Source organism: Anaerobacillus arseniciselenatis (genome assembly GCF_001865995.1).
Lineage (GTDB): Bacteria > Bacillota > Bacilli > Bacillales > Anaerobacillaceae > Anaerobacillus > Anaerobacillus arseniciselenatis.
Window position 1 is genome coordinate 188,474 of sequence record NZ_MLQQ01000010.1, and the last position, 21,156, is coordinate 209,629.

The window sequence follows — 21,156 nt, forward strand, 5'->3', positions numbered from 1 at the left end:
GAATGAATCGCCATTATAAAGGGGGGTTCCAAAAGAAAGTGTCAGACACTTATAGAACAACCCCATCTTTTATGAGCGATGCACCTCTTTTTCTCTATTTATTTAATTCTTCTACTAATTTCGCTTCATTCCATATCTCAATATTTAAACTTTCGGCTTTCTTTAGTTTTGAACCTGCTTTTTCACCAGCAATTAAAAGGTCCGTTTTAGCACTAACACTCCCCGTTACTTTCCCGCCAAAAGCTTCAATCTTTTCTTTCGCTTCTTCTCGAGTCAAAATTTCTAGCTTACCAGTTAATACTACTACTTTATTCGAGAAAATAGAATCACTAGAAATTTCCAACCTTGGACCTTTATACGTTGTATTCACACCTACTGTTTTCAACTCATTAATAAGTGTAGATACTTCCGGCTTTTTAAAATAGCGAACAATTGACTGAGCCATTTTTATACCAATTTCATTGATCGCTTCTAACTCTGTTTCGCTCGCTTCTTGTAGTGCTTCAATTTCTTCAAAATATTGGGCTAATGTTTTTGCTGCTTTTGCACCAACAAAACGAATCCCTAATCCGAACAGCAATTTTTCGAGTGAATTTTCTTTTGAAGCATCAATAGCATGAAGTAAATTATCAACTGACTTTTCGCCCATACGTTCAAGCTTAAGAAGTTTTTCTCGCTCAAGTTTATAAATGTCTGCTACATCTTTAATAAGCCCATGCTCAAAAAGTTGTGTAATCACACGCTCTCCTAGACCGTCAATATTCATTGCATTTCTTGAGACGAAATGAATCATCCCTTCACGAATTTGCGCTGAACATTTTGGGTTAATACAACGTAAGGCTACTTCTCCTTCTAGACGGACAAGTTCACTTTCACATGCAGGACATTCCGTTGGCATCTTAAAATCTTGCTCTTCACCTGTTCTTTGTTCTTCTAACACATTCACGACTTCAGGAATAATGTCGCCGGCTTTTTTAATAACAACCTTATCGCCAATCTTAATGTCCTTTTGACGAATTAAATCTTCATTGTGAAGTGATGCTCTTTTCACAGTTGTGCCAGCTACTTGAACAGGCGATAAAAGCGCTGTTGGGGTGACAACGCCAGTTCGACCGATACTTAATTCAATTCCTTCAAGCGTTGTCATCACTTCTTCAGCTGGAAATTTATAAGCAATGGCCCACCTTGGACTTTTCGCTGTAAATCCGAGCTTTTGTTGAGCTTCTAGGGAATCTACTTTAATCACAATTCCATCAATTTCATAAGACAAGTTCGGGCGTCGTTCTAACCAGCTATTCACATAGTCAATCACTTCATTAATATCTTTACAATGCTTTGCTTCTTTGTTCGTTTTCAACCCTAACTGACTCATAAATTGTAACGCTTCAGTATGCGTTGGAATTTCTTTTTCTTTCACTTGAGCGACCGAATAAAGGAAAATATCTAAATTCCGTTTTGCAGCGATCTTAGGGTCTAGCTGTCTTAACGACCCTGCTGCTGCATTACGCGGATTGGCAAACGGCTCTTCACCAGCTTCAAGCTTTGCTTCATTTAACTTTTCAAACGATTGCTTCGGCATAAACGCTTCGCCACGAACTTCGATATCGACTGCTTCTTTTAAGCGCATTGGGATCGATCGTACTGTTTTTAAGTTACTCGTAATATTTTCACCAGTTGTCCCGTCACCACGAGTAGCTCCTAAAATAAAGCGACCCTTTTCATATTTCAACGAAACTGCTAGTCCGTCGATTTTTAATTCACAAGCATATGAGACCGGCTTCCCAAATCCGTCGGTTACACGACGATCAAAGTCACGAAGGTCTTCTTCATTAAAAGCATTTCCAAGACTTAACATCGGAATTTCATGCTGAACCTTTTCAAAATGCGGTAATGGATTTCCACCGACACGAACCGATGGAGAGTCTTCTGTAATTAGATCAGGATATTGTTCTTCAAGCTTTAGAAGTTCTTGCATAAGTGCATCGTACTCAGCATCCGAGACAACCGGGTTATCTATCACGTAGTAATGATAGCCGTATTCTTCAAGCTTTTCCCTTAACTCATTTAATTTTCCCTCGGCTTCAATACGATTCATCATTTTCTTCCTTCCTTTGTTCAATGTTGAGTTTTGAGTTTTGAGTGTTTGCTTTTGTATTGCTTCGAAGCAATACTTTCAATAACTCAAAACTCACCACTCTTAATTCAAAACTATCATTAAGCCTTCGTAATCGGGGCGAATTTGGCTGCAAGACGCTTAATGCCAACTGGTTGTGGAAAGGCAATATCTAATTCGATATTGTCACCTGAACCTTTCGTACTTACTACCGTTCCAACGCCCCACTTCTTATGCTCAGCTTTATCGCCAACTTGCCAACCGAACTGGTCGCCACCTGTTGTTGTCATTTGCGGACGTGTAGCTGTTGTCGTTCTTTGTCGTTGTTGAGTTGTTATCCCACCACTAGCTGGTGCTTGTCTCGATGTTTTTGCCCACGCTGGCGCTTCTTTTTGTTCGTTCAACGATTCAATCATTTCACCAGGAATCTCACCAATAAAACGAGACTGCGAATTCGTATTCGTGCGTCCAAATAATGTCCTCATTTTCGCACAAGATAAAAATAGGCGCTGTTCAGCTCGAGTAATCCCAACATAGGCAAGTCTTCTTTCTTCTTCCATTTCCTCTTCTTCGAACAAGGAGCGGCTATGAGGGAAAACACCTTCTTCCATACCAATTAAGAATACCACTGGGAATTCTAAACCTTTGGAGGAATGCAAAGTCATTAATAAAACTCGATCCGTATCCTGCTGTTCTTCTTCATCTTCATCAACTTTGTCAATATCAGCAATAAGCGCTAAATCAGTTAAGAAAGCGACTAACGACTTATCATCATTTTTATTTTCAAATTCTTTTGTTACAGATAAAAACTCATCAATATTTTCAAGGCGACTTTGCGCTTCAATTGTTTTTTCATTTTTTAACATATCACGATAGCCAGTTTTCTCTAGCAACTCTTCAACAAGTTCGGTAACTGATAAATATTCTTCGAGTTGTACCCAACCTCTAAGTTGATCTATAAAATCAACCAACTTATTCGTGGCCCCTTTTGCTAACCCCATCTGTTCGACTTCATGGAGGGCTCGGTACATTGACAGCCCTTGAACAGCCGCAAACTCAGCTATTTTTTCTACAGTTGTTGCACCAATTCCTCGCTTCGGAACATTAATAATTCTACGTAATGAAATATCATCATCAGGGTTCGCCACAACTCGTAAGTAAGCAAGAAGGTCTTTAATCTCTTTTCGATCATAGAACTTTGTCCCACCAACAATGTTATAGTTGATATTTGATTTGACGAGTAATTCCTCAATAACACGCGATTGCGCGTTGGTTCGATATAAAATGGCAATATCGGAAAGTTTATAATCGTGTTCTGTCATTAACTCTTTAATTTTTCCAACAATAAAATAAGCTTCATCATGTTCATTGTCACCAATATAACAGGAAATATTTTCACCCGATTGATTTTCTGTCCATAAATTTTTCGGCTTCCGATTAAAGTTATTGTTAATGACTTCGTTTGCCGCTCGAAGAATCGTTTTAGTCGAGCGGTAATTTTGCTCAAGCATAATCGTTGTCGAGCGCGGATAATCTTCTTCAAAGGAAAGAATATTCGTAATATCAGCTCCACGCCAACGATAAATAGACTGATCAGAATCACCAACTACACAAATATTTTTATAGCGCTCTGCCATCAATTTTACGAGCATATATTGCGCTCGGTTCGTATCTTGATACTCGTCAACATGAATGTATTGAAATTTACGCTGATAAAATTCTAACACTTCAGGAACTTGTTTAAACAATTGAATGGTAGTCATAATCAGATCATCAAAATCTAAGGAATGGTTTTTACGAAGTTCTTTTTGGTACGCTTCATAAACTTCAGCAACTGTAGATTCATATGGTCCTTTAGCACTCCCTGTATACTCTTTCACCGTTTTTAATTCGTTTTTCGCACTACTAATCGAACCTAATAAGCTTCTCGGTTCAAATTTCTTTGAGTCGATATTTTTTTGCTTTAAAATTTGTTTTATTACCGTTAATTGGTCACCTGGATCTAAAATCGTGAAATTACGTTTGACTCCTACGCGATCAATGTCTCTACGTAAAATACGGACACACATTGAGTGGAATGTCGAAATCCAAATATCCTCTCCAGTTTGTCCGATAATGTTTTTGACACGTTCTTTCATTTCTTTTGCTGCCTTATTCGTAAAAGTAATCGCTAAAATTGACCAGGGCGCAACTTCTTTTTCACCAATTAAATACGCGATGCGACTTGTAAGTACTCTTGTTTTTCCCGAGCCTGCTCCAGCCATGATTAATAAAGCTCCGTCTGTATGCTTGACCGCTTCACGTTGTTGTTCATTTAATCCCGATAATAATTTTTGCATATCCATTGTATATCCACCACCAAAACGTATGTTCTTATTTTTTATTTTAACTAAACTAGCTTGTAAGGGCAACTAAAACTTACATTTAACCGTTTTTAACGCACTTTCAATATCGTCATAAATGACGTTGCCGACAACAACAGTATCCGCGTATTGTGCGACTTGCTTAGCTTGTTCTATGTTCGTAATACCTCCACCATAAAAAAGTCGTGTCTCATCCAAAGCACCACTAACTTCTTTCACTATTTCCATATCTCCAAAAACTCCACTATATTCAACATAAAAAATAGGTAGCTTGAACATCTTTTCAGCCATTTCTGCATAAGCAACTACATCGTCCCCGTGAAGATCTGTATTTGCCTCTGTTAATGAAGCGACCTTGCTTTCACCGTTAAGAATGCAATAGCCTTCCATAATGATTTCATCCCAATTCATAATCGCTCCAAATTCCTTAACCGCTTGATGATGTAAACCCGTGACCCAATTAACAGAGCCGCTATTTAATACCGATGGAATAAAATAATAATCAAAGCCTGGAGTTATCGTCTCAATCGAAGAAACTTCTAACGCACAAGGAACAGAATACCGCCTCACTCTCACAAGCAAGTCCAATACGTTATCTTCGGTAACCCCATCACTACCACCAACAATAATGGCATCTGTGCCAGAAACGCAAATTCTTTCTAAGTCGTGATCAGTAATCTCCTTGTTAGGATCTAATTTAAAAACGTGCTTCCACTCATTATATTCAAGCATTTTAAAGCCCCTTTTTTTAGAAATGCGCCAGCGCATTAATATTTCATCATATCCTCATTCGGTTATTATATCAAAAAAAACATACACTCTCACTATTACAATTGGTGGAATTAAAAAACTGTGTCACATTACTTATGTTAGACACAGTTCCAAAAAATTCAAGCAATATTTTTTTCATTATGGTGATCGTTAATTTGGGGAATTTCTACAACTTCATAAAGCTGTTCAATGGTGATAAAGTTTACCTTTTTGCTTATTCTAACCTTTGAAACTTCCTGTTCAGTTGTTGTAGGAGATTGATTGTTTCTTATATTTAAACTTTCATTTAATACAAGACGTTGAATATTATTTAATTTAGGAGTAGCGTCGGAGTTTTTAACATTGTTAGAGGTTGGTTCGGTGACCGTTTCAAGTTGGAATGGAGCTGTCTCTCCTAAAGCTATCATCCAAATCGAGACTGACCACTGTAGTTCTTTTTTTAAGCGCCAATTTTTTTTAATTACCTTTTCAAGTGCTAATGGTATTTCTTTTGCGTTAATCTCTTTTGCATAAAACAGATCGATCAATTGCTTTTTTACAAGAATAAGGGCTTGTATTTCTCGTTGTTCCCCATACAAACTATTTAGTAGTTCCTCCAACTTACTGGCATCACACCACTCATACCCGTACTTCTCCACTAAAGAAATTACAGTGTTACCAACATACCGATTTATAATCACCACCACCCTTGCACAATATATATAAATTATAACTGACTTTTAACAGAATTTATTAAAGATTTTAACTTTTTAATAAATTCGTAATATAACATTCACTTAAATGTTATATGTCCACCTTTTTTGAAATTAATCAAAATAAAAAAACTAGCTGCCTTATTAAAAGTAAGCTAGTTTTTTTACATTGCTAATTTTACTTAATAACCCCAGTGGTTAGGTTGATAATATGGCGCTTGATAGCGTTGGTGTAATTCATGAACCGCTTGTTGTGGTGGGTGTTGACCATAATGCGGATATTGTGGATAAATTGGTGCTTGCTCAAAATCCTTATGCTGATAATGAGTTCCATTTATCGGCTGTGTATAGTCTTGTGAAGGCCAATGTTGAATGTCTAACTTTTTGTACTGAACGGGTTCATCAGCCACATAAGCACAAACATTTCCTTTTCCATCTAGCTCATCAACCATAAGTCCCTCTAATCCAATAATCGAAGGAATTTTTATTTGCATTCCTTCATGAAGGTTCGTCGGATCTTGAATATGTTGGTTATGACTAAAAAGTACATTAATGTCGATTTGATAACGGTGAGCTACTTGATATAATGTTTCCCCTTTTTTCGTAATATGAATTTTCAATTTTATTAACCTCCTAAAACGATTTCGTTTACATAACAATATATATTTATGCAACATTTGGGTATTTGCTATTACATTTTATCTCTGCGTGCATATTGGGCTTTTTCATTACTTAAGAACTTTAAGGAAACTGTATCATCCCCTATTTTTATTTCATACGATATGTGTATAGGACAGAAAATGGGAGGAAATTATGTTGACACATATGAACAATATCCTTGGGATTCGGATAAACAGCGCTTCTTCTAATGCTTCGATGAACTTTGGTAATGTCGTGCATAAAGGTCACCAAGCAAACGTCAAAATGAATGTTGGCTATGCTCAAGCTGGGGACGCAAACTTCTCGCCATTACAATTTAATAATGCTAATTTAACGAATGATCCTGATGTGCTTGACCAACCACAAGCACAAATTTAAAGCTAGTTTAGGAGGTTTTTATGATACCGACTCATATTAATAATATTCTTGGAATCAGAATCAATGGCGCATCTTCTAACGCTTCAATGAATTTTGGTAATTCGATATTAAAAGGGTTCCAAGGGAACGTAAAGTCAAATGTTGGTTACTTGCAACCAGGGGATGCAAACTTCTCACCATTACAATTTAATAACGCTAACTTAACGAATGATCCTGATGTCCTTGATCAGCCTCAATCACAAATTTAATTAACAACGGCAAATCCAAGTATAATTTTTAGGAGAGAAAAATTATGCAAATTAACATTAGAAATATCCGGATAAATTCGATTAGTACTATTGGTTCATTAAATATTGGGAAAACCGTTTTCAGTGATAATCAGGCCTCAAGCGCCCAATTCCCTAAACCAAATTATGAAGAAACTGAACCTGAAAACGAAGACAATAATGAAAATGAACAAAATAATAATGATGGCGAAAATATTGAATTTCAGCCACCGATGGATGCCCCACCAATTTATATTCCTTAGTATGTCATAGCACTACTAGTTAGCCGTTAGGTTAAAAAGTAGTGCTTTTTTTATTTCCGCTATAGCCTGAAGCACTGCTAAAAAAACATGAACACTTAGAGCCCATTTTTCATAGTGTATTAAAGGTTGTTATTAAGGAGGCGGATTTTATATGTATTATTATCAATGGCCTTATCAGTATTGTTATCAGCAGCCATATTACTATTGTAACTATCCATATTCCAATTATTATATTGAGCCTGCGAACGGCGAACAATGGATGAATGCTGATCAATATGTTGATTATTACTATGACGAAACTGCTACTAAAGCAAATTATAATGCGAAAAATGAAAATAAGGAGAACAACAACTTCAATGTAAATGACATTCCTCAACTTAATGGAGTACAACATTTTATACCTAAAGTGATGCAAACCCTTGAAAGCATACAACAAAAAATGAAAGAAATAGAAGAAGAAAATGAAAATTTAAAAGAAAAGATTAAAGATATAAAACCGATTAACATTGAAAATATTAATTACAAAATTCAAGAGCTAACAGTTGAAGAATTATCAGGGGCATTAAATATCGGCTTAAGTGCATTGACAGATGCTGAGAACTTGAAGAAATTACTTAATGAAAACGGAGAAATCAAATTCAATGACCTAGATACGAATATGGAAGAAAACTTTGAGGAAATGGATGGGTGACAAGAAAAGCGTAAGCGCCTTGGGCAGGTCCAAATAAAAACTGGAGCCTTTCACCAAAAGGCGCCTTTTTGTCTTTTTGGGAAGGTCAAATAAAACAATGGGGTTGTCCTAAACGATAGTACTTGTTTTTGGGCACCCCTCTTTTATTTATAATTTAATTTGTTGGACGTTTATTAACTTATGTAATAATCTTGCTGCTTCTTGTTCATTTTTCGGTAAATTTTCTACGTTTAAGTTCGGAACCATTCGAAATAACCTGGCGATTCTCGGGAGGTGAAGATTTGATTTTCTAATCCACTCTTCATCCGTTAGTAACTCCGGACCACCGCTAGCTAAAAGTTGACCGTCTTTCATTAAAATGATCATATCAGCCCAAGATACGGCAAAATCTACATCATGTGTTGATAATAATACGGTTTTCCCCATAAAACTTAATCCTTGAAGTAGAGCAGCCACTTCATCTTGTCCTTGTGGATCGAGATAAGACATTGGCTCGTCTAAAATGACAATGTCAGGCTTCATCGCAAGGATCCCAGCAATAGCTACTCGCTTTTTTTGACCGTAACTTAATTGATAAGGTGCTCTTGATTTAAACTCCAGCATTCCTACAGAGCCTAAAGCAACATTACAAACTTCCTCAATTTCTTCTTCAGAAAGCCCAAGGTTTCTAGGTCCAAATTGTACATCTTCCCAAACCGTTCCTGATATTACTTGATCATCTGGATCTTGAAACACTAGTCCAACTTTTTGGCGAATTGCTTTCGCACTTTTTTTATTTAACGGAACCCCCATAATTGATACCGAACCATTTTGTGGTAGCTTCAAACCATTTAAATGATGTAATAACGTCGATTTGCCAGCTCCATTAGGACCAAGTAAAGCGACTTTTGCTCCTACCGGTATTTGTAATGAGATATCACTAATCGCCGGCGTCATATCTGGATAACTGTAAGTAACATTTTCAATGTGTACCGCTTGCAAGTAGATTCCTCCTTTTTGGGTGTCTGACACCCTCCGTGGACATTTGGTGATTTTGTCCTCCTGAGGTGGACACCTCAGAAGGACAAACTAACTATGAAAATTTCTTCCCTAACTTCCCTGCATCAACCATTGATGCTAAAACGTCACAGATAATACGTGTACCAAGTAATGCGGTCTGGTCACTTACGTCATATGGTGGGGATACTTCTACTAATTCCATGCCACATATCCCTTCTCTAGCTACAATATCTAAAAACTTCAAACCTTCTCTCGGTGTAAATCCACCTGGTTCAGGCCACCCAGTACCAGGTACAAAACCAGCATCAAAGCTGTCAATATCGACACTTAAGTAGACTGCTTTCGCACCGCCTTGCCACGCTTTTTCTAAAGCAATTTCGGCTACTTTTTCAATTCCCAGCTTTTCAACATCATCGATGGAAATTGCTGTTGTATTAAACTTCCTTACATTTTGAACGGCCTCGCGAGGAACTTGCCAGCCACCTATTCCGACTTGAACTAAGTTTTCAGGTGGGGCATTAGGAATGTTTGTCGCATGGAACCAAGGAGTAGTGTGCATACGCTCATCCATATCTTTTTCTTGCAAATCAAGATGGCGGTCCATATGAATAATTCCAACCTTGCCATCCACGTGTTCAGCAATCGCTCGTAAACATGGATAACCGATGGCATGGTCCCCACCTAGCATTACCGGTAATGTCCCTTGTTTAAATACGTGGGAAACAGCTTTAAAAATTTGATCAAAACTTTTTTCAATATTAGCAATCGTAAACACGTCACCTACATCACACATGTTTAATGACTCCACTAGATCGACACCTTTTTCATAACTGTAACTAGTGTATAACTTAGAAATTCTTCGCATTGCCTCGGGTCCAAAACGAGCACCCGCTCTGTAGGTCGTTCCAATATCAAAAGGAACACCCATAAATGCAACGTCATATTCACCTACTCTTCGAACGTCTTCTAAAAACGGCGTTCGCAAGAATGTAGGTATTCCCGCATAAGCAGGCCTTGGCTCCCTAGTAAACGTGGAAATTGTTCGATCACCAATTGAAGGAGCTGCTTCCAGTCCATACTTTAACGACCTTTTTAAAATTTTCTGATTTTCAACTTCAGGAATTTTTGCTTCCTTCTCAGCTTGCTCAATTCCTAGTAAATCAGTCGTTCGGTCGCTTTCGAGGGCTTTTTTCTTTCTAAAGCTTAGTCCGTGATTATCGAAAAAACCCAACATGTATCACATCCTTTTCTCTTCATTTAGATGTACTTCATGCTGTCATTAGGCAGAGTTAGGAGCACATACTAACAATATATGTATTCAATCATTTGTAAATAAATGCCTATAAAAAAGATTTTTTTTGTAAAAGAAAAGCCTATTTTGGGATAGTTGGTTAGTGGTTTGTTGGTTTGTTGGTTTGTGGTTGGCTGAAAGTTGGAAAAAACAAGGAGGCGTCAGTGAACGTGTCCGCCGCCTCTTTTCACCTTAGGTGATAACGATGTTCATCATCGGTTTGTATGATAAAAGAATGCTCGGTCGCTTTTCTGGAGCGAGCCTCTAAAATTCGATAGAAGTTTACAGCGAAGCGAGAGGAAAGCGACCGACACTTTCATTCAAGATGGTGATGAGATATCGTCATGAACATTTTGTATGAAAAAAGGTGGGTGTTTTTGTGAACGGCAAAAAAATAGTGCTGCTTTAAGTGCAGCACGCATCACTCTTCATCTAAGTTTTGAATATTTACCTTTTTATTAACTTTCGTCGACCTAATTAAGCGATGTAAATGGACAACTAAAACTCCTCTTTGGTAAGATGCATCAACTTTGTCATCTCTCACTGGATAGGGTAATTCGATCGTTCGTTTAAATGGTCCTTGAGGGATCTCTTCCTGTATTAAGCGAAAGCCATTGTAATCGACATGGAGCGTTCCTCTAACTTCAAGTGTACGTTCATAAGCGTAAACATCTACATCTTCAAGCTTCAATCCTGGTAAAGCAAAAACACATAAAATCTCATTACCAGACTCATAAATATTTATTTTGGGCCCACTACTATCAAAAAGTAAATTTTGAAAATCGGAAAAGAAATCTTCTCCTAAAAAGCTTGGCATTGATTTTTTCCAGTTGTTATTACCATTTCCACCGCCATTATTCATCGGCCAGAATTTATTCATATCCATACTTCCGCCTCCTTTACCTTTAATAGTTTATGGGCGTAAAAAAAATATGTGCTTGTCTAAGCCATCGTCAAATTGATCTCTAATAATTTTAAAAAACATTTAAAAAAACTTTACAGCCCTCTAAACTAAAATAAAATGGTAAAAGCAGGATAAAACCCACTTTTACCATTACCATTAAATCCAAAATAAAGATGCTCCTAGTGCAAACCCACCGATTGCCGCTAAAGCTACTGGGAAAATAAACGGGCGCCATCCCCAGCCCCAACCCCAATGAAATCCAGATACTCCTCTAGATACGGGCTCAAGATAAACATGTTGATGGTCGACGGATACAATTCTACCCGTATGAACTCTACCTGTTTTCTCATAAATTGTCACAACTTGCCCTTTGTGTTTACAACAAAGATCGTAATAATGACTCACTTTACTCCCTCCTTTTGTCTATTTCTCTACTATAGTATTTAAATGACTACCTATTTGCCTGTGCTTTTACAACTGTTTTTTTAATGATAGAAAAATAGGCTATTAAACTTACCATTTAATTATTATTAGGGAAAACACCCTCCCACTGGCACATGGTCTGACATAAACTAATGAGAAACGAAGGGTAGGCTAGACGACCAAGTGCGATATACTCTTTATCGAAAAAAATAATAGGGAGGAAAATGAATATGTTTCCGTTTAAAAGTATGATGTTCCCGTTCTCAATGATGAAAAGCAACAATACAATGGGGTTTAACCCGTTTGAATTTCATAATCATATGATGAAGCACCACCCGATGATGAAACAGCTTCCTATGATGATGAATCAAAATCCAATGAGGAAACAAAACCCTGCAATGATGAAAAATTCTCCATCAGGCATCTTTAACTCTTTTCCTTTTAATTACGATCAGCAACAATATCAAGAAGAAAATCCATTTTTAAATAGCTTTTTTCAACCGCAATCTCCTACACAAGGACAAAATCAACAGCAGCAAGCTGGTCAAATCCAACAGTCAGCCTTTCCTTTCCAGGGACACTCTCAGCAGCAACCATTCTCGCTACAAGGGCAAACGCAAGTACAAAACCGATCTCAATTCCCTCAATCACTTTTCACTGACCAAAATGGAAAAGTTGATTTAAACAAGATTGGCGGGGGCGTCCAAACAGCTTTAAACCTTGCCAATCAGGTGAGCCCGATCATGAAAATGTTCGGTGGATTTTTCAGATAAAAAAAGTGCCAGTCACCTCAAACACTATATTTAAAAATGTGCGAGATACACTTTTAAATATAGTATTTCTTTGAGGTGAGCTGACACTTTATTGGCACCTATATTTAATTAATCATTCGTAATTTCTTTTTGTAACTGATCTTTAACACGTTCTAATGTCATTTGATATCCTTCGTTGCCGTAATTTAAACAGCGCTTTACTCTTGAAATTGTGGCAGTACTCGCGCCTGTTTCTGCCTCTATTTTTTGGTAAGTAAATCCATCACGAAGCATTCTTGCTACTTCTAGACGTTGAGCTAATGATTGTATTTCGTTAATAGTACAAAGGTCATCAAAAAATTGATAACATTCTTCTAAATCTTTTAAACTTAAAATAGCTAAAAACAGCTGATCTAATTCTTTTCCTCTTAATTTATCGATTTGCAAATTCATTCATCCTTCCATGACGTTTTATCAGTTTATATTACTTCGTGATATTCACGCTTTGATCTAAGTTAGGAACTACATTTATCCATGTTTTCCCTTGAACAAAATTTAGCCTCTCTCCATCTTTCACCGGTAAGATTTGTCCATCAATATTTTCCCAGTCTACATATTGGTATACTCCATTTTGAACGAGCAGTGCATTTCCACCTGATGTAATATCGATAGCTCTACGTCCAACATTATCAATCACTCTATGGCTCATTTCTACGATAAAAAGGTTGTCCGTAGTAACGGGAATTTCTTCTTCTTTATAGTCAACGATTTTTTCCCCACCTACGTGTCGAATATAGCTTTCAAGCTCTTGGTCATATCGATAAACGACATTGTTAGTACTACTACCATAGTTAATTGTAACCTCTAACGCCTCGTCACCGCCAATGATTGACTCATCATCAAAAAATGTCAATGATGGAACAGGAGTAATTAGCGCATGCCCTGCATGTTCAGCTGCTTTTAATAAATCATTATAGCTAGTATACATATTATGCGGTGCTCTTCTTTCTGAAGAGCGCCACAAATACCTTCCGTCATAAGCTAACCCATCAATATGATCAACTTGTCGATTTTGAATCATGGCAAACGCTTGCGGACTTCCACCAGCTGAAACATAAATTCCATTATAACCATTATTCAAATTAATATAATAATCTCTAGCGCTACGAACAGGTCCAATTACTTCGGGCTTTTCACTATGATAAAATGCAAGCAGACGAGTAATCGTTCCTTCTGATAAAACTTCATAAACTAAATCCGCTTGGTAAAGTCCTGTTTGAGGTCTTGCTGAGCGGGAATTTTCAATCATAACACCGAATGCTCGGTAATCAACATCTTCATTTGTGCCGATACCTGTTAACGGAAATTGATTTTCAAAAACTTCTTCTTCAGGCTCTGGCTCTGGTTTCGGCTCAGGCTCTGGTTCAGTTTTTTCAACAACTTCTTCTGGTGGGTCATCTGGTTGAACAGCACCAGTATCTTCCTTTTTATTACAAGCAAAGACGAATGTTACTACGAGTACTAAAAGCAATCCTAAAGTAAGCCTTTTCATCATAAAACCTTCCTTTACAAAAGATATCCTTTTATAGTTTAACGCATAATCGAAGGAAAGAGTACCGTTTTCTTCTTTACATCAAAAATCCCTTTTTGCGTAACGCGAATATACGGTAAATGAGTTGATGAAAAAAACAGAAGACTATAGATAGGATCTTCGAACAAATATCCTCTTTCTTTTAATGCGCTCACAAGACTCTTCTCTTCCTTAATAACTTCTTCCATTCGTTTATTAGACATTACTCCATATAACTCTAGCTTTATACTATTTATTACCTTTCCTCTTTCTGTTAAAACAATACCACCTTGTTGCTGTTTTAATTGTTGAAAAGCAAGTAACATATCTTTTTTATTTTTCCCGATTAAAATTAAGTCCCCAGTGTTAGAAAAAGACGACGCAAAACCCGAAACATTTTTTGCAAAGCCTTTAATGATCGTATTAATGATCCAATCCCCATTTTTATCGACCATAATGAAAAAACTTTCATCGCTCTCAGCAGGTAACTGCTCTTGTGTGACATCAATGGAAATACGGTATGGTTTTAAAATGACGGAATTCATCATCTCAATTCCAAGTGGCATTGAGAAATGCATATCACTTTCGGTTAAATCCCAATTTAACTCGAGCGGTTTAACATCATATTCTTCCCATGGAAATGACGGTACTGGATATTGGTGAACTCCATCTTTTTTCACCCACTGGCCTTTCGCTAATACAGAAACTGGTAAAGGATTATTCTTATCCTCAAGAATGTTGATGTGAGCTAACCTTCCAGGTGCTATCATTCCGACACGGTCATCTAAGTGATAATGGCGCGCAACATTATACGTCGCCATTGCATAAGCATCAGTGTCAGGAATACCTTTATCTAAAGCAATTTTAATCACCATATCCATAAAGCCTTGTTCGTAAAAACTCGGTGTTGATCCATCCGTTGTTAAAAGTACTCGACTAAAATCATCTACACCTAGCTCTATAAGCTCCTCGATTATTTGCGGCAAATCCGGACGAATAGAAGAATACCTTAATGATGTTGTATACCCCATTTCAAGACGCATTAATGCTTCTTTCCCTGTCATTGCTTCATGATCGGAACTCACACCTAATAAAGCCATTTGCGTTAACGTTCGTTCTGAAGCTCCTGGAAAATGTCCTTCGATTGGTTTGTTTAACTTTTTCGTTTCCTGAAGCCAATGGAGCATACTGTCATCTCCATGGAGAACTTTCGGCCAAGCCGTTAGTTCTCCACCTTGAACAACAAGAGGATGTTCAAGCCACGATTTCATATTAGAATAAGAAAAAATAGCTTCCTCGTTTTCTAACTCCGTTTGTGCGTCATAACGACACCACCAATACATTGATGTTGGCAACTTATCTAAGTCATCAATTAGTGAAAGCGCTTTCTTTTTGTCCAAATTCAAAAACCAAATCATGTTGTCGTTAATTAATGTCGTCGTCCCATGAACAGATGCATATTCAGCCAATGAATGGGGATTATATAACTGAAACGGGTGAGCATGATGTTCTATATATCCTGGAACAAGGGTTTGATTGCTACAATCAACCACTTCAGTACCTTCCATTTTTATAGGCATATCTTTACCAACATATATAATGCGGTCTTCATGAATCCAAATATTTGCCTGAAGCCATTTATTTAGAACGCTATTTAAATAGGTCGCATTTGTTAAACATATGGTTGGTGCAACCTCACCGCGAATGATTTGGAGTTGTTTGCGTATTTGTTTTTTTGACCAACGTTCAACTCGTTGTGCCACTTTTATCACCCAATTCTCATAAAAATGTGTTTCTACTATCGTAACATATTTTTATCATTTACCACACTAAAGTTTTTGACAAAAAAACAAATATTTTTGTCAAAAAATAACGAAAGGTGATTTACTAATGAAAAAGATAACACCAAACATCGGATTATTAAATTCTTTTATTAGACTTACTTGTGGATTTACAATGCTGGCATGGGGAACTTCTAAACTTGTGAAAAGACCTTTCAGCAACTCACCAATAATAGCAATTGTTTTAGGAGCAATGAAAGTAGCAGAAGGATTTACGCGCTTTTGTCCATTAACATTCTTATTTGAGGAAAGAATGGAAGAACTTGCAAAAGAAGGCGATATCGAGGCTCCTGACACTACTGAGAAAAGTTACGATGACCTGATTAATCCAAGCTAAAATTGGTGTCTTTTTTTTCGGTGTCTGACACCACTCGTGGACAAATCAACAAAATGTCCTCCTGAGGTGGACACCTTTGATTTTTCAAAAAATTAAATGGGACTGTCCCAAAAAAAGTGTCTGACACCGTTAGGCTTAAATAGACGGGCTACTGAATTTATACGTCTATATTTAGTAAGTTCTACATGGTGTCAGACACTTATGGGACATCCACACTTTTGGGTTTAATTACTCTGCAACTGTTTAATCGCTTTGCTGCCTATATCGCTTCGATAAAATAGTGCTTCCGATTCGACCATTTCCAGTTGTTTATATACTTCTTTCTGTGCTTCTAAAAGGTTTGAGGCCTTATTTGCAAGTAACAGTACCCTTCCACCATTCGTCACAAAATCACCGTTTACTATTTTCGATCCCGCATGGAAAACAAGAGTATCTTCTGATAAACAGTTTAAGCCGGTAAATTTCAATCCTTTTTCATAGCTACCTGGATACCCTTTTGAAGCTAAAACAACGCCAATAATCGCATCATCACTCCAGGTTAACTCTACTTTCTCCCCATTTAAAAGGCTTAGTAAAACATCAACTAAATCATTTTCCAATCGTGGTAAAACAACTTGCGTTTCAGGATCACCAAAGCGCGCATTAAACTCAATTACTTTTGCGCCATCACTTGTCATCATTAAACCAGCGTATAAAATCCCAGTAAACGTTCTACCCTCTTGTTTCATCGCTTTTGCCATTGGGATTAAAACATTTTCAACCGCATCATCAACGTCTTTTTGGCTAAATTGTGGTACTGGAGAGTAAGCTCCCATTCCACCAGTGTTTGGTCCAGTGTCTCCATCAAAAGCCCGTTTATGATCTTGAGCGCCTACCATTGGAATGACTACTTCATCATTTACAAAAGCCATTAACGAAAGTTCTTCACCTGCTAAATATTGTTCAATCACTACTTTTTGACCCGCCTCACCAAAAGCATCTTTTTGCAGCATATTTTCCAATGCTGCGATCGCGTCCTCATTGGTCATTGCGACGACAACACCTTTACCAGCCGCTAGACCATCAGCTTTAATAACTATTGGTGCACCTTTTTTTTCAACATAAGCTTTTGCCTCATCAAACGTCGTAAATGTTTCAAAAAATCCCGTTGGTATGTCATACTTTTTCATAATTTCCTTGGCAAACGATTTACTACCTTCAATAAGAGCGGCTGCTTTCGTCGGGCCAAAAACACGTAATCCGTTGTTTTGAAATTCATCAACAACACCGTTCAGTAATGGAACTTCTGGACCAACAATCGTTAAGTCAATCTCTTCTTGCTTTGCAAAAAGAACAAGTGCTGCCGTATCCATTTCAGAAATCGGGACAAGCTTTGCAACATCAGTCATTCCATCATTTCCAGGTGCCACAAATACTTGGTCGACCTTTTTACTCTCCGCACATTTCCAAGCAATGGCATGCTCCCTACCACCGCCACCAATTACTAATACCTTCAAAGCGTTACCCCCTTTTAAGTTTTGAGTTTTGAATTTTGAGTTTTGAGTTAATCCGAGTGAAGCTTTGAATCTTCCTAATTTTAAAAAGGACATTACTTTTAGCAATTTATATTTTGCTTTGAAACGATCCCACAAAAAATCAAAACTCTTCACTCAACACTTAAAACTAATTAATGTTTAAAATGCCTTACTCCTGTCATGACCATTGCAATTCCTAGTTCGTCGGCTTTTTTAATTGAGTCTTCGTCGCGAATTGAGCCACCTGGTTGGATAATCGCCGTAACTCCAGCAAGGCCAGCAGCTTCAACCGTATCGTTCATTGGGAAAAATGCATCTGAACCCATGACAGATCCTCCTACTTTTTCTCCTGCTTGTTCAATCGCAATTTTCGCTGAGCCAACGCGATTCATTTGTCCTGCACCGACACCGACTGTCATATCATCTTTCACTAAAACGATCGCATTCGATTTAACGTGTTTTACTACTTTCCAGGCCATCTTAAGGGCTGCCCATTCAGCTTCTGTTGGTTCACGCTTCGTTGCTACGGTTACGTTCGCTTCTTCTAGTCCATATGTATCTTCATCTTGAACAAGAAGGCCTCCGTGAATTGATGTTATACGTTTTTCAACTTTAGTCTCAGTTGCTAATGGCAATGTTAAAAGACGTAAATTTTTCTTGGACGTTAAAATTTCTAAGGCTTCTGCACTAAAAGAAGGAGCAATAATAATTTCTAAGAAAACCTCTTTCATTTTTAAGGCTGTTGCTGCATCTACTTCTTTGTTCAAGGCAACAATACCACCGAAAATAGAAACTGGATCAGCAGCATATGCTTTGTCATATGCCTGTTCAATTGTTTCCCCGATACCGACACCACAAGGATTCATATGCTTGATGGCGACAACTGCCGGTTCAGTAAACTCCTTCACAAGTGCTAGAGCCGCATCTGCATCATTAATATTGTTAAATGAAAGTTCTTTACCGTGAAGTTGTACCGCATTAGCAATAGAACTTTCCGACCCTAAAGGCTTTTTATAAAAAGCCGCTTTTTGATGTGGATTTTCCCCGTAACGTAAATCTTGTTTTTTCTCAAATGTGACTGTTAGTGATTCTGGGGCATCTTCTTGAGCTTCTTTTGTTAAATACTCCGCAATAACCGCATCATAAGCTGCCGTGTGGCGGAAGACTTTGGCCGCTAAACGGGCTCGAGTTTCTCCATTGACCGTTCCTTCTTCTTTTAATTCAGCAACCACCGCTTCGTAATCACTTGGATCAACAACAACGGTGACGTGCTTATGATTTTTGGCAGCGGCGCGAAGCATGCTCGGACCACCGATATCAATATTTTCAATCGCATCCGCAAAAGTCACATCAGGTTTAGCAATCGTTTGTTGGAATGGATATAAGTTAACAACAACGAAATCAATTGGTTGAATTTGATGCTCCTCTAATTGTGCTAAATGATCATCACTTTCACGCATCGCAAGTAATCCACCGTGAATATTTGGATGAAGCGTTTTAACACGACCATCTAAAATTTCTGGAAACCCAGTAACTTCTGAAATTCCGGTAACGGGGATGCCAGCTTCTTGAATCGCTTTTTTTGTACCACCCGTAGAGACAACCTCTACCCCAAGTTCAACTAACTGGCGAGCAAAAGGGATAATCCCTTCCTTATTTGAAACACTGATTAATGCACGTTTCATTTATTATTAAACCTCTCTTTCCATTTTCGTTCATTGACTAATTTTTGTAACACTTCAGGATATATTTTATGTTCGACCGCTTGAATTTTCATTCGAACAACATCGACCGTATCATTTTCTTCGATAAAAATAGGTGCTTGAGCAATGATCGGACCTGTATCCATCCCCTCATCGACATAATGGATCGTTACACCTGTGACTTTCACTTTTGCCTCATACGCTTGCTCGATCGCATCTTTGCCAGGAAAAGCTGGTAATAGCGATGGATGAATATTAATGATCCTACCTTCATAAGCCCTTAATAACGTTTCTCCAATGAGCCTCATATATCCTGCCAGCGCAATCAATTCAACATTTAGTTCATCTAATCTTCTTAAGATTTCGGTTTCAAACGCTTGTTTATTTTCAAAGCTTTTCGGTATAAATTGAAAAACCTTAATATGATGTTTTTTCGCACGTTCGATCGCAAAAGCATCTCGTTTGTCACAAATAAGAATCGCGATTTCAGCATTAAGTTCACCGCGTTCAACCGAATCAATAATTGCTTGAAAGTTAGATCCACTTCCAGAAGCAAATACCGCTAACTTAATCATTCTGGAAGACCTCCAATTTCAACACCTTCACCCGTAGTGACACGACCTATAATAAATGCTTTTTCTCCTAACTGTTCTAATTGCTTAATTGCTGGAACTGCTGCATCTTCCGATAAAATCATAATCATACCAATCCCCATATTAAAGGTCGAGAACAAGTCTTGGTAAGATAACTGACCCTTTTCTTGTAACAAGTCAAAAATCGGCTGGATTGGCCATGAACCGAAATCAATTTCAGCTGCCAAACCTGCAGGAAGTGACCTCGGGATATTTTCATAAAAACCGCCACCAGTAATATGTGAAAGTCCTTTGACATGAAATTGTTTTATCGCTTCTAAAACCGGCTTTACGTAAATGCGCGTCGGTGTTAAAAGTTCGTCTCCTAATGGTTTTCCTAAATTTCCATAAACTTCATTCAAATCAAGTTCACTTTCCTCTAAAAGAACTTTGCGAACTAATGAATATCCATTACTATGCAAACCATTCGATGAAAGGCCAACAATGATATCACCTTCTGCAATTGTTTCACCCGTGATAAGTTTTGTCTTCTCAGCAATCCCGACCGAAAAACCGGCTAGATCATATTCTTCGTCACCATATAAACCTGGCATTTCAGCAGTTTCTCCCCCGATAAGAGAACAACCAGCTTGCGAACAACCATCGGAAATTCCTTTGACAATTGCTTCGATTTTAACTGGTTCCGCTTTGCCACAAGCAATATAATCTAAAAAGTAAAGTGGTTCTGCTCCTTGGACAACGATATCATTTACACACATTGCGACAGCATCAATGCCAATTGTATCGTGCTTTTCAAGCATAAAAGCAAGCATTAATTTCGTGCCCACTCCGTCCGTACCTGAAACTAAAACAGGTTCATTAAGCTTAAAGTTTGATAGATCAAACATTGCTCCAAATGAACCTAAACCACCTAATACTTCAGGACGAAGCGTCTTTTTTACGTGTTTTTTCATCCGCTCTACAGATTCATATCCTGCCTCAATATTTACACCAGCTCGTTTATATGCACTAGACATAGTTACCTCCAAGTTT

General features: G+C 37.7%; 22 protein-coding genes. 6 read left to right on the plus strand and 16 right to left on the minus strand.

The genetic code is table 11. The annotated features are described in order from the left end of the window. Positions 1 to 94: 94 nt before the first annotated feature. The 5 genes from ligA to BKP35_RS08135 all read right to left on the minus strand — a co-directional run bounded on the left by ligA (position 95) and on the right by BKP35_RS08135 (position 6,559). Positions 95 to 2,095 (minus strand): NAD-dependent DNA ligase LigA, encoded by a 2,001-nt coding sequence (ligA, locus tag BKP35_RS08115; protein ID WP_071312886.1) that lies wholly within the window; start codon positions 2,093 to 2,095, stop codon positions 95 to 97. Positions 2,096 to 2,214: 119 nt separating this feature from the next. Beyond that, positions 2,215 to 4,458 carry a DNA helicase PcrA gene (gene pcrA, locus BKP35_RS08120; protein ID WP_420534811.1) on the minus strand — a complete coding sequence of 748 codons (2,244 nt, stop codon included), beginning with the start codon at positions 4,456 to 4,458 and terminating at the stop codon, positions 2,215 to 2,217. Between the two features lie 66 nt (positions 4,459 to 4,524). Beyond that, entirely contained in the window at positions 4,525 to 5,208 is a 684-nt protein-coding gene (pcrB, locus tag BKP35_RS08125) for a heptaprenylglyceryl phosphate synthase (RefSeq protein ID WP_071312848.1), read from the minus strand. 158 nt (positions 5,209 to 5,366) lie between these two features. Then, complete coding sequence (locus BKP35_RS08130) at positions 5,367 to 5,927, minus strand: hypothetical protein (RefSeq protein WP_071312849.1); 561 nt, start codon at positions 5,925 to 5,927, stop codon at positions 5,367 to 5,369. A 194-nt stretch (positions 5,928 to 6,121) separates the two neighbouring features. Next, a complete protein-coding gene (locus BKP35_RS08135; RefSeq protein ID WP_071312850.1) occupies positions 6,122 to 6,559 on the minus strand; it encodes a LysM peptidoglycan-binding domain-containing protein in 438 nt (145 codons plus the stop codon). Positions 6,560 to 6,752: 193 nt separating this feature from the next. Between BKP35_RS08135 and BKP35_RS08140 the strand changes: the two genes are divergently transcribed. From BKP35_RS08140 to gerPC, 4 genes are all read left to right on the plus strand, one after another. After that, entirely contained in the window at positions 6,753 to 6,977 is a 225-nt protein-coding gene (locus tag BKP35_RS08140; RefSeq protein ID WP_071312851.1) for a spore germination protein, read from the plus strand. A 20-nt stretch (positions 6,978 to 6,997) separates the two neighbouring features. Then, a complete protein-coding gene (locus BKP35_RS08145; protein WP_071312852.1) occupies positions 6,998 to 7,225 on the plus strand; it encodes a spore germination protein in 228 nt (75 codons plus the stop codon). A gap of 44 nt (positions 7,226 to 7,269) precedes the next feature. Beyond that, the gene (locus BKP35_RS08150) at positions 7,270 to 7,506 is read left to right on the plus strand and encodes a hypothetical protein (RefSeq protein ID WP_071312853.1); all 237 of its coding nucleotides are present in this window, start codon (positions 7,270 to 7,272) and stop codon (positions 7,504 to 7,506) included. A gap of 151 nt (positions 7,507 to 7,657) precedes the next feature. Continuing rightward, positions 7,658 to 8,197, plus strand: a complete 540-nt coding sequence (gene gerPC / locus BKP35_RS08155; RefSeq protein WP_071312854.1) for a spore germination protein GerPC — start codon at positions 7,658 to 7,660, stop codon at positions 8,195 to 8,197. Between the two features lie 147 nt (positions 8,198 to 8,344). On the opposite strand, the gene BKP35_RS08160 is transcribed toward gerPC, so the two are convergent. From BKP35_RS08160 to BKP35_RS08175, 4 genes are all read right to left on the minus strand, one after another. Continuing rightward, a complete protein-coding gene (locus BKP35_RS08160; protein ID WP_084031527.1) occupies positions 8,345 to 9,178 on the minus strand; it encodes an ATP-binding cassette domain-containing protein in 834 nt (277 codons plus the stop codon). A 91-nt stretch (positions 9,179 to 9,269) separates the two neighbouring features. Continuing rightward, positions 9,270 to 10,430, minus strand: coding sequence for an agmatinase family protein (locus tag BKP35_RS08165; RefSeq protein ID WP_084031528.1), 1,161 nt, complete (start codon positions 10,428 to 10,430; stop codon positions 9,270 to 9,272). A gap of 478 nt (positions 10,431 to 10,908) precedes the next feature. Beyond that, positions 10,909 to 11,373 carry an Hsp20/alpha crystallin family protein gene (locus BKP35_RS08170; RefSeq protein WP_071312855.1) on the minus strand — a complete coding sequence of 155 codons (465 nt, stop codon included), beginning with the start codon at positions 11,371 to 11,373 and terminating at the stop codon, positions 10,909 to 10,911. 174 nt (positions 11,374 to 11,547) lie between these two features. Then, positions 11,548 to 11,796, minus strand: a complete 249-nt coding sequence (locus tag BKP35_RS08175) for a hypothetical protein (RefSeq protein ID WP_071312856.1) — start codon at positions 11,794 to 11,796, stop codon at positions 11,548 to 11,550. A 248-nt stretch (positions 11,797 to 12,044) separates the two neighbouring features. Between BKP35_RS08175 and BKP35_RS08180 the strand changes: the two genes are divergently transcribed. Beyond that, on the plus strand, positions 12,045 to 12,587 hold the full coding sequence (locus tag BKP35_RS08180) for a YppG family protein (protein WP_071312857.1): 543 nt from the start codon (positions 12,045 to 12,047) through the stop codon (positions 12,585 to 12,587). A 108-nt stretch (positions 12,588 to 12,695) separates the two neighbouring features. On the opposite strand, the gene BKP35_RS08185 is transcribed toward BKP35_RS08180, so the two are convergent. Genes BKP35_RS08185 through BKP35_RS08195 form a run of 3 tightly spaced genes read right to left on the minus strand, consistent with a single transcriptional unit; the run spans position 12,696 to position 15,899 of the window. Next, positions 12,696 to 13,013: a YerC/YecD family TrpR-related protein gene (locus tag BKP35_RS08185; RefSeq protein ID WP_071312858.1), complete on the minus strand. Its 318-nt coding sequence runs from the start codon at positions 13,011 to 13,013 to the stop codon at positions 12,696 to 12,698. Positions 13,014 to 13,050: 37 nt separating this feature from the next. Next, positions 13,051 to 14,121 (minus strand): DUF3048 domain-containing protein, encoded by a 1,071-nt coding sequence (locus tag BKP35_RS08190; protein WP_245741910.1) that lies wholly within the window; start codon positions 14,119 to 14,121, stop codon positions 13,051 to 13,053. A gap of 35 nt (positions 14,122 to 14,156) precedes the next feature. Beyond that, the gene (locus BKP35_RS08195) at positions 14,157 to 15,899 is read right to left on the minus strand and encodes an adenine deaminase C-terminal domain-containing protein (RefSeq protein ID WP_071312860.1); all 1,743 of its coding nucleotides are present in this window, start codon (positions 15,897 to 15,899) and stop codon (positions 14,157 to 14,159) included. Between the two features lie 127 nt (positions 15,900 to 16,026). Here BKP35_RS08195 and BKP35_RS08200 point away from each other — a divergent pair, with 127 nt between their 5' ends. Continuing rightward, a complete protein-coding gene (locus BKP35_RS08200) occupies positions 16,027 to 16,314 on the plus strand; it encodes a YgaP family membrane protein (protein WP_071312861.1) in 288 nt (95 codons plus the stop codon). 224 nt (positions 16,315 to 16,538) lie between these two features. On the opposite strand, the gene purD is transcribed toward BKP35_RS08200, so the two are convergent. From purD to purM, 4 genes are all read right to left on the minus strand, one after another. After that, entirely contained in the window at positions 16,539 to 17,810 is a 1,272-nt protein-coding gene (gene purD, locus BKP35_RS08205; RefSeq protein ID WP_071312890.1) for a phosphoribosylamine--glycine ligase, read from the minus strand. 170 nt (positions 17,811 to 17,980) lie between these two features. Beyond that, complete coding sequence (gene purH, locus BKP35_RS08210) at positions 17,981 to 19,513, minus strand: bifunctional phosphoribosylaminoimidazolecarboxamide formyltransferase/IMP cyclohydrolase (protein WP_071312862.1); 1,533 nt, start codon at positions 19,511 to 19,513, stop codon at positions 17,981 to 17,983. Next, complete coding sequence (gene purN, locus BKP35_RS08215) at positions 19,510 to 20,106, minus strand: phosphoribosylglycinamide formyltransferase (protein ID WP_071312863.1); 597 nt, start codon at positions 20,104 to 20,106, stop codon at positions 19,510 to 19,512. Before purN ends, purH begins: the two co-directional genes overlap by 4 nt. Further along, on the minus strand, positions 20,103 to 21,140 hold the full coding sequence (gene purM, locus BKP35_RS08220; protein ID WP_071312864.1) for a phosphoribosylformylglycinamidine cyclo-ligase: 1,038 nt from the start codon (positions 21,138 to 21,140) through the stop codon (positions 20,103 to 20,105). Before purM ends, purN begins: the two co-directional genes overlap by 4 nt. Positions 21,141 to 21,156 lie beyond the last annotated feature (16 nt).

What these genes read in the sequence shown, in the direction of transcription:
- purN (WP_071312863.1), bottom strand. Translation starts at nt 20,106, where the DNA reads ATGATTAAGTTAGCGGTATTTGCTTCTGGAAGTGGATCTAACTTTCAA.
- BKP35_RS08150 (WP_071312853.1), top strand. Translation starts at nt 7,270, where the DNA reads ATGCAAATTAACATTAGAAATATCCGGATAAATTCGATTAGTACTATT.
- BKP35_RS08200 (WP_071312861.1), top strand. Translation starts at nt 16,027, where the DNA reads ATGAAAAAGATAACACCAAACATCGGATTATTAAATTCTTTTATTAGA.
- BKP35_RS08140 (WP_071312851.1), top strand. Translation starts at nt 6,753, where the DNA reads ATGTTGACACATATGAACAATATCCTTGGGATTCGGATAAACAGCGCT.
- ligA (WP_071312886.1), bottom strand. Translation starts at nt 2,095, where the DNA reads ATGAATCGTATTGAAGCCGAGGGAAAATTAAATGAGTTAAGGGAAAAG.
- BKP35_RS08165 (WP_084031528.1), bottom strand. Translation starts at nt 10,430, where the DNA reads ATGTTGGGTTTTTTCGATAATCACGGACTAAGCTTTAGAAAGAAAAAA.
- purH (WP_071312862.1), bottom strand. Translation starts at nt 19,513, where the DNA reads ATGAAACGTGCATTAATCAGTGTTTCAAATAAGGAAGGGATTATCCCT.
- gerPC (WP_071312854.1), top strand. Translation starts at nt 7,658, where the DNA reads ATGTATTATTATCAATGGCCTTATCAGTATTGTTATCAGCAGCCATAT.
- BKP35_RS08170 (WP_071312855.1), bottom strand. Translation starts at nt 11,373, where the DNA reads ATGGATATGAATAAATTCTGGCCGATGAATAATGGCGGTGGAAATGGT.
- purM (WP_071312864.1), bottom strand. Translation starts at nt 21,140, where the DNA reads ATGTCTAGTGCATATAAACGAGCTGGTGTAAATATTGAGGCAGGATAT.
- BKP35_RS08180 (WP_071312857.1), top strand. Translation starts at nt 12,045, where the DNA reads ATGTTTCCGTTTAAAAGTATGATGTTCCCGTTCTCAATGATGAAAAGC.
- BKP35_RS08145 (WP_071312852.1), top strand. Translation starts at nt 6,998, where the DNA reads ATGATACCGACTCATATTAATAATATTCTTGGAATCAGAATCAATGGC.
- BKP35_RS08190 (WP_245741910.1), bottom strand. Translation starts at nt 14,121, where the DNA reads ATGATGAAAAGGCTTACTTTAGGATTGCTTTTAGTACTCGTAGTAACA.
- pcrA (WP_420534811.1), bottom strand. Translation starts at nt 4,458, where the DNA reads ATGGATATGCAAAAATTATTATCGGGATTAAATGAACAACAACGTGAA.
- pcrB (WP_071312848.1), bottom strand. Translation starts at nt 5,208, where the DNA reads ATGCTTGAATATAATGAGTGGAAGCACGTTTTTAAATTAGATCCTAAC.